This window comes from Phytohabitans sp. LJ34 (assembly GCF_052068095.1).
Classification (GTDB): domain Bacteria; phylum Actinomycetota; class Actinomycetes; order Mycobacteriales; family Micromonosporaceae; genus Phytohabitans.
Genome location: NZ_JBQHDG010000025.1, coordinates 171,869 through 179,891 on the forward strand (window position 1 = coordinate 171,869; position 8,023 = coordinate 179,891).

The window sequence follows — 8,023 nt, forward strand, 5'->3', positions numbered from 1 at the left end:
GCCGTCAGTGGTCGGCGCTATTCCAGTCTGTGCCGACGCCGACCGAGACCTCCAGCGGCACCGAAAGCTGGTGCGCGTTGCCCATCTCGCGGCGGACCAGCGTCTCCATCGCCTCGCGCTCGCCCTCGGCGACCTCGAAGACCAGCTCGTCGTGGACCTGGAGCAGCATGCGCGACCGCAGGCCCTCCTCGCGGATCGCGCGGTCGACGTGGAGCATGGCGACCTTGATGATGTCGGCGGCCGAGCCCTGGATCGGGGCGTTGAGGGCCATGCGCTCGGCCATCTCGCGGCGCTGGCGGTTGTCGCTGACCAGGTCGGGCAGGTAGCGCCGGCGGCCGAGGATGGTCTGCGTGTAGCCGTCCTTCGTCGCCTGCGTGACCACCGCCTGGAGGTAGTCGCGCACGCCGCCGAAGCGCTCGAAGTACTCGTCCATGAGCGCGCGCGCCTCGTCGGTCGGGATGTTGAGCTGCTGGGACAGCCCGTAGACCGACAGGCCGTAGGCAAGGCCGTAGTTCATCGCCTTGATCTTGCGGCGGTGGTCGGCCGTGGTCTCCTCGATCGGGATGCGGAACACCGAGGAGGCGGTCGCCGCGTGGAAGTCGGCGCCGGAGTTGAACGCCTGGATCAGCGCCTCGTCCTTGGACATGTCGGCCATGATGCGCATCTCGATCTGGCTGTAGTCGGCGCTCATCAGGCACTCGAACCCCGAGCCCACCACGAACGCCCGCCGGATGCGCCGGCCCTCCTCGGTGCGGATCGGGATGTTTTGCAGGTTGGGGTCGGTGGACGAGAGGCGCCCGGTGGCCGCGACCGTCTGGAAGTAGGTCGTGTGGATGCGGCCGTCGTCGGACACCGACTTGAGCAGGCCGTCCACCGTGGACTTGAGCTTGGCCACGTCGCGGTGGCGCAGCAGGTGCTCCAGCAGCGGGTGGCCGGTCTGGGCGAAGAGCCCTTGAAGCGCGTCGGCGTCGGTGGTGTAGCCGCTCTTGATGCGCTTGGTCTTGGGCAGGTCGAGCTCGCCGAAGAGGATCTCCTGGAGCTGCTTGGGCGAGCCGAGGTTGAACTCGCGACCCACCACCGCGTATGCCGCCTGGGCCGCCTCCTTGACACCGGCGGCGAAGTTGCTTTCGAGGTCGGAGAGGTACTCGGTGTCGGCGGTGATGCCGGTGCGCTCCATCTCGGCGAGCACCTCGACCAGCGGCAGCTCGACGTCGGCCATCAGCCGCGCGGAGAGCTCGCCGTCGCGGGACAGCTCGGCGTCGATCGCGTCGGCGAGGTCGAGGGTGGCGCGGGCGCGGAGCATCAGGTTTTGCTCGACCGCCTCGCTGTCGCCGAGCCCGTCGAGGGTGAGCTGGCCGTTTTCCGGCGCGTCGACCTTGAGCTCGCGGTGCAGGTAACGCAGGGCCAGGTCGGTCAGGTCGTAGGTGCGCTGGTCGGGGCGGGCCAGGTAGGCGGCGATCGCGGTGTCGCGGGTGACGCCGGCGAGCTCCCAGCCGCGGGCGCGGAAGGCGAGCAGCGCCGGCTTGCTGTCGTGGATGACCTTGGGGCGCTTGGCGTCGGCCAGCCAGGCACCGACCGCGGCCTCGTCGCCCGCGTCGAGCTCGGCGGGGTCGAACCACGCGGCCGGCCGGTCGGCGGTGGCCAGCGCGACGCCGGTCAGCTCGCCCGTGCCCCGGCCGAACCGCCCGGAAACCGCGACGCCGATCGGGGTGCCCACCGGCGCGTACGACTCCAGCCAGCCGGCCACCTCGCCGCCGCCCAGCACCGAACCGTCGAGCTCGAACCCGGACTCGGCCTCCGGCTCGACGGCCTCGAGGTACTGGTAGAGGCGCTCGCGCAGCACCCGGAACTCCAGCGCGTCGAAGACCTGGTGCACCGCCTCGCGATCCCACCCGGGCCAGCGGGCGTCTTCGGGCCGGAGGGGCAGCTCGAGGTCGCACACGAGCTTGTTCATCTCGTAGTTGCGCATGACGTCGGCGAGGTGGGCACGGAGGTTGTCGCCGGCCTTGCCCTTGATCTTGTCGGCGTTGGCGATGACGCCCTCGAGGCCGCCGTACTCCTTGATCCACTTGGCGGCGGTCTTGTCGCCCACGCCCGGCACGCCGGACAGGTTGTCGCTCGTCTCGCCGACCAGCGCCGCCTTGTCGCGGTATTGCGACGGGGGGACGAAGTATTTCGCCTCGACCGCGGCCGGGTCCATCCGCCAGACCTCGGAGACGCCGCGCACCGGGTAGAGCACGGTCACGTGCTCGTCGACAAGCTGGAACGCGTCGCGGTCGCCGGTGCTGATCACCACCTCCATGCCGGCCGCGCGCGCCTGCTGGGTCAGCGTGCCGATCACGTCGTCGGCCTCGTAGCCCGGCTTTTCCACCACGGGGATCCGCAGCGCGTCGAGCACCTCCTTGACCAGGCTCACCTGGCCCTGGAACGGCGCCGGCGTCTCGGAGCGACCCGCCTTGTACTCCGAGTAGATCTGCGTCCGGAACGACTGCCGTGACACGTCGAACGACACGATGATGTGCGTCGGCCGCTCGTCGCGCAGCATGTTGATCAGCATCGACGTGAAGCCGAAGACCGCGTTGGTCGGCTGCCCGGTGACCGTCGAGAAGTTTTCCACGGGCAGGGCGAAGTAGGCCCGGTATGCGAGGGAATGCCCGTCGAGCAGGAGCAGGCGCGGCGTTGACTCTGTCACAGAAAGCGACTCTAGTCCGCACCCCCGACACTCCCGTCACGGGCACGCGCGGCGACGTGCCGACCCCGTAAGGTGGGGCCGCGAAATAGAGACAGTCGAGGAGGCGGAGAGATGGATCGGCCGGCTTGGGCGCCACCGGAGGTCGACCTCGAGCGGCCGAGCACCGCTCGGATCTACGACTACATGCTCGGCGGCCTGCACAATTTCGCCATCGACCGCCAGATGGCCGAGCAGGTGCTCGCCGTCGGCCCGCAGATCCGCCTCGCCGCCCACGCCAATAGGGGCTTCCTGCGCCGCGCGGTGGAGTACCTCGCGGGTGCGGGCATCCGCCAGTTTCTCGACCTCGGCTCCGGCATCCCCACCGTGGGTAACGTGCACGAGGCCGCGCACCGCGTCGCACCAGACGCCAAGGTGGTCTACGTCGACGTCGACCCGGTGGCGGTGGCACACAGCGAGGCCATCGTCGAAGGCGACGAGCGCGTGACCGTCGTGCAGGCCGACATCCGCGACCCCGACACGCTCCTCAAGGACCCCCGGGTCACCGCCGCCCTCGACTTCACCCAGCCGGTCGCGGTGCTGATCGTGGCGGTGCTCCACTTCGTGGCGGACGCCGACGACCCCGCCCGCATCGTGGCCCGCCTGCGCGACGCGATCGCGCCGGGCAGCTACATCGGGATCTCACAGGTGGCCACCATCCCGCACGTGACGCCCGAGCAGCAGGCCGTCGCCGACCGCTACACGAAGGCAAACGCGGTGACACTGCGTGACCGCGACCAGATCGCCACCTTCTTCGACGGGCTGGAGATGGTCGAGCCGGGCCTCGTCGACCCGGCCAAGTGGCGCGCCGACGGCGACGTCACCGAGATGGTCCCCTCCTTCGCCGGCGTCGGCCGCAAACCCTAAAGATCAAGATCCGAGCTACCGCGACGTCCACTGTGGTCCCGCGACCTCATCCATCCGCCGTTGGTCGCGGTCACCCCTGACGCCGGGTAACCAGCCAAAGGGGCGAGACTTTTCGGGGTCAGGGCCGCCTCGTCGTGGCATCAATTCGAGGCAGATTTGCCCACGTCCGCGTCAGCTGCGGACCGTATGCTCCCGCGGGCACCGCTCCCGGCCGGCGGCTCGCAGCGCTCGCCGAAACCCCCGGCCGTCCACTGCCGGCTCCGCGGTGCAAGCCCCAAGCCCTACCTCCGTCGCCCTGACGCAGTGTAACCAGCCCCAGGGTCAGGACTTCGAGGCGACGAAACCCTGTTGCTCGCTGGATCGCCGATCCGGCAACAGACGTTGTGGACAAACGTCAACCACCGCCTGGCGCGAGCTCAAGCCGCTCCCCGCCGGTTGCGCGCAGGGGTGAGCGCGACCAACGGCGGACGGGTGAGGCCGCGGGAGCAACGGTCTGGACCACGACGGACATCGCGGTAGCTCGGATCTGGTTTGGATCTGACGGATCCAGGGCCCATACCAGGACAAACCTGTTACAGGCCCTGGGAAACCGTCAGGCGACGCCCAGGTAGGCCTCTTTGACCGCCGGGTCGTGGAGGAGCTCCTGGCCGGTGCCCTCCTTCACGATCGACCCGGTCTCCAGCACGTAGCCGCGGTGGGCGCGGGACAGTGCCTGCTGCGCGTTTTGCTCCACCAGCAGGACCGTGGTGCCCTGCTCGTTGATCCTCGTGATGATCTCGAAGATCTGCTGGATCAGCATCGGCGCCAGCCCCATCGAGGGCTCGTCGAGCAGCAGCAGCTTGGGCCGGGTCATCATCGCCCGCCCGACCGCCAGCATCTGCTGCTCGCCGCCGGAGAGGGTGCCGCCGGCCTGGCGCTGCCGCTCCTTGAGGCGCGGGAAAAGGTCGAAGACCATCGCCAGGTCCTGCCTGATGCCGGCCCCGTCGCGCCGGGTGTAGGCGCCCATCTCCAGGTTTTCCTGCACCGTCATGCCGGGGAACACACCGCGGCCCTCGGGCGCCTGGCCGATGCCGCGGATCACCCGCAGGTCGGCCCGCACCTTGGTGACGTCCTGGCCGGCGAAGATGATTTTGCCGCTCGCCACCGGGCGGAGGCCGGAGATGGCCCGCATGGTGGTGGTCTTGCCGGCGCCGTTGGCCCCGATGAGGGCCACGACCTCGCCCTCGTTGACGTGCAGGCTGATCCCGTGCAGGGCCTGGATGCGCCCGTACAGCAGGGTCAGGTTTTCGATCTCAAGCAGCATCGGTCGGCACTCCCAGGTACGCGGCGATGACGGCCGGGTTGTCCCGTACCTCGGCGGGCAGGCCCTCGGCGATCTTCTTGCCGAACTCCAGCACCACGATCCGGTCGGTGACGCCCATGACCAGCCGCATGTCGTGCTCGATCAGCAGCACCGTGACGCCGGTGTCGCGGATCTTGCGGATGAGCTTGAGCAGCGAGTCCTTCTCCGCCGGGTTGAAGCCGGCGGCCGGCTCGTCGAGGCAGAGCAGCGTCGGGCTCGTCGCCAGCGCACGAGCGATCTCCAGCCGGCGCTGCTCGCCGTACGACAGGTTGCGGGCCAGCTCGCCGGGGCGTTCGATGCCCACGAAGCGGAGCAGGTCGTGCGCCCGGTCGCGCCCGCTCCGCTCCTCCTTCCAGAACCGCGGCAGCCGGAACAGCGCCGAGATCACGCTGGCCTTGTGGTGCGCGTCGGCACCGACCATCACGTTTTCGAGGGCGCTCATCTCCGGGAAGAGCCGGATGTTCTGGAACGTGCGGGCGATGCCCATCTGCGTGATCTTGTGGCGGGCCCGGCCGCTGACCCGCTGACCCTTGAACCGGATCTCCCCCTGCGTGGGGGCGTAGACGCCGGTCATCGCGTTGAAGCAGGTGGTCTTGCCGGCACCGTTGGGACCGATCAAACCCAGGATCTCGCCTTTGTACAGCGTGAAGTCGACGTCGTTGAGGGCGACCACGCCGCCGAAGCGGAGCGTGACGTGGTCGACCTCGAGCAGCGCCTCCCGCTGTGCGGTGGTGGTGGTGGTGGTGTCGGGGGCAGTGTCGGTCATGTGCTCGCCTCCGTCGGTGCGGCCGCCTCACGCCGGTCGGCGAACTCCGCCGCTCGTCGTCTACTCGGCAGGATGCCCTGCGGCCGGAAGATCATCATGACGATCAGCACCGCCCCGAAGATCAGGATCCGGTACTCCGCGACGTTGATCTCCAGGCCCACCGCGCCGCCGATGCCGCGCACCCACTCCGGCAGGTACCAGGTGATGAACGCCCCGATGACCGCGCCGTAGATGTTGCCCGCGCCGCCGAGGATGACGGCGGCCAGCACCAGGATCGAGTTGGTGAGCTGGAAGCTGTCGGAGTTGATGAAGCTCTGCTTTCCGGCGAAGAGCGCGCCGGACAGGCCGCCCACCGCCGCGCCGATCGCGAACGCCCAGAGCTTGTACTTGAACGTGGGCACGCCCATGATCTGCGCCGCGTCCTCGTCTTCCCGGATCGCCACCCAGGCCCGGCCGACCCGGCTGCGGGTGAGGTTACGCACGCCCAGGATCACGAAGATGATGATCGTGAGCGTGAGCCAGTAGTACGGCCGCGCGTCGACCACCCCGAACCACGGCTGCCCGTCCGAGCCCTTGACCTCGGGCACCGGGTGCGGGATCTGCGGGATGCCCCGCTGACCGTTCGCGATGCCCTCGTTGCGGGCGGCGTACAGGCGGATCATCTCGGCGAAGCCGAGCGTCACGATCGCGAGATAGTCACCGCGCAGTCGCAGCGTCGGACCGCCCAGGATGACACCTGAGATCATCGTGACCGCGATGGCCACCGGCACCGCCGCCAGCCACGGCCACCCGACGTCGAACCGGCTCTCCGGCGACGTGAGGATCGCCACCGTGTACGCGCCGACCGCGAAGAAGCCGAAATAGCCCAGGTCGAGCAGGCCGGCGAAGCCGACCACGACGTTCAGGCCGACCGCCAGGAGCACGAAGAACGAGGTTTCGAACAGGACCGTGGCCATGTCCGATTCCATCGTCCGGAAGTACCAGAGGTTGATGTAGAACCAGCGGTTGGGCAGCAGGTAGAGGAAGACGATCAGGGCGGCCAGCGCGACCCAGCGCACCTGGGGTGGCATGTTCTGCCACCGGGCCCGCATCGAGGAGCCGCGGGACCTGACCTTTTCGACGTGTGCGTTCATGCCCGAGCCCTCCCGAGCGACTCGCCCAACAGGCCCGTGGGCCGGAACATCAGCAGCACGATCAGCACGACGAAGCCGGTGAAGTCCTTCCACTCGCCGCCGAACAATCCGGAAGCGTAGTTTTCCACCACGCCGAGGAGCAGGCCACCGACCAGCGCGCCGCGCAGGTTGCCGATGCCGCCCAGGACCGCCGCCGAGAACGCCTTCAGGCCGATGAGGAAGCCGACGTCGAAACGGCTGAAGGCGTAGGTGACGTTCCACAGCAGGGCCGCCACGCCGGCCATGATGCCGCCGAGCACGAACACGAGCAGGATCACGCGGTCCTTGTTGACGCCCATCAGCGCGGCGGTGTCCGGATCCTGCGCCACCGCGCGGATGCCGCGGCCCATGCGGCTGCGGTTGACGAAGAGGTCGAGGGCAAGGAGCATGCCCAGGGCCGAGAGCACGACCAGCACCTGGGTGTTGGTGACGCTCCAGCCGCCGATGCTGAACAGCTCGGCCGGCTTGAACGGACGGACCATGCCGAACGGTCCGCGCTCGCCGCCGATGCCGATGTTGTCGCTGAAGAGGCCGACCGCCTCGAAGAGGACGAACGACGCGCCGATCGCGGTGATCAGGAACGCCAGGGGTGGGGCGTTGCGGCGGCGCAGCGGCCGGTAGGCCACCCGTTCGACCGCGACCGCCGTCAACGTGGAGGCCGCCACGGCGGCCGCCAGGCCGACGAGGAGCAGGAGCAGGGTGAGCCCGACCCCGTTGATCGATGAGTTTTGGTTGTAGCCGATCGCCTGCCAGGTCCCCAGAGCGGCAACCGTGCCGATCATGAAGACCTCGGAGTGGGCGAAGTTGATGAGGCGCAGGACACCGTACACCAGCGTGTAACCCAGGGCGACGAGCGCGTAGATGGCGCCCTGCTCCAGGCCGGTAGTGGTCAGGTCGGGGAAGTCCCGCAGCAAGCCGTCGAAGTCCAAGTAGTGCTCCAGGGGAAAGTCGTATGCATAGTCAGGTGCGGCCGGGAGCGCCTGCTCCCGGCCGCACCCACGTGACTCGGTGATCCGAAATGGCCGTCAGGCCTTCGGGATCTCCACGTCCGGAACAACCTTCCCGGCCTGCACCTTGAACGCCCAGACGATGACCTGGGTGGGGTCAAGCTCGCCGTTGCCCTCGAACTTGTACGTCACACCCGTTGC

Annotated in this window: 6 protein-coding genes; 1 reads left to right on the top strand and 5 read right to left on the bottom strand. The window is 68.9% G+C overall.

What is annotated here, in order from left to right; genetic code table 11:
• Positions 1-4: 4 nt before the first annotated feature.
• The gene (gene polA / locus ACTMTJ_RS36730; RefSeq protein ID WP_441223299.1) at positions 5-2,692 is read right to left on the bottom strand and encodes a DNA polymerase I; all 2,688 of its coding nucleotides are present in this window, start codon (positions 2,690-2,692) and stop codon (positions 5-7) included.
• A gap of 111 nt (positions 2,693-2,803) precedes the next feature.
• On the opposite strand from polA, the gene ACTMTJ_RS36735 reads away from it, so the two are divergent.
• Complete coding sequence (locus tag ACTMTJ_RS36735; protein WP_441223300.1) at positions 2,804-3,595, top strand: SAM-dependent methyltransferase; 792 nt, start codon at positions 2,804-2,806, stop codon at positions 3,593-3,595.
• A gap of 592 nt (positions 3,596-4,187) precedes the next feature.
• On the opposite strand, the gene ACTMTJ_RS36740 is transcribed toward ACTMTJ_RS36735, so the two are convergent.
• From ACTMTJ_RS36740 to ACTMTJ_RS36755, 4 genes are read right to left on the bottom strand one after another with little or no spacing between them, the layout of a single operon-like run.
• On the bottom strand, positions 4,188-4,898 hold the full coding sequence (locus ACTMTJ_RS36740; protein WP_441223301.1) for an ABC transporter ATP-binding protein: 711 nt from the start codon (positions 4,896-4,898) through the stop codon (positions 4,188-4,190).
• On the bottom strand, positions 4,888-5,703 hold the full coding sequence (locus ACTMTJ_RS36745; protein ID WP_441223302.1) for an ABC transporter ATP-binding protein: 816 nt from the start codon (positions 5,701-5,703) through the stop codon (positions 4,888-4,890). Before ACTMTJ_RS36745 ends, ACTMTJ_RS36740 begins: the two co-directional genes overlap by 11 nt.
• Positions 5,700-6,794 carry a branched-chain amino acid ABC transporter permease gene (locus tag ACTMTJ_RS36750; RefSeq protein ID WP_441223317.1) on the bottom strand — a complete coding sequence of 365 codons (1,095 nt, stop codon included), beginning with the start codon at positions 6,792-6,794 and terminating at the stop codon, positions 5,700-5,702. Before ACTMTJ_RS36750 ends, ACTMTJ_RS36745 begins: the two co-directional genes overlap by 4 nt.
• 38 nt (positions 6,795-6,832) lie before the next feature.
• Entirely contained in the window at positions 6,833-7,804 is a 972-nt protein-coding gene (locus tag ACTMTJ_RS36755) for a branched-chain amino acid ABC transporter permease (protein ID WP_441223303.1), read from the bottom strand.
• Positions 7,805-8,023 lie beyond the last annotated feature (219 nt).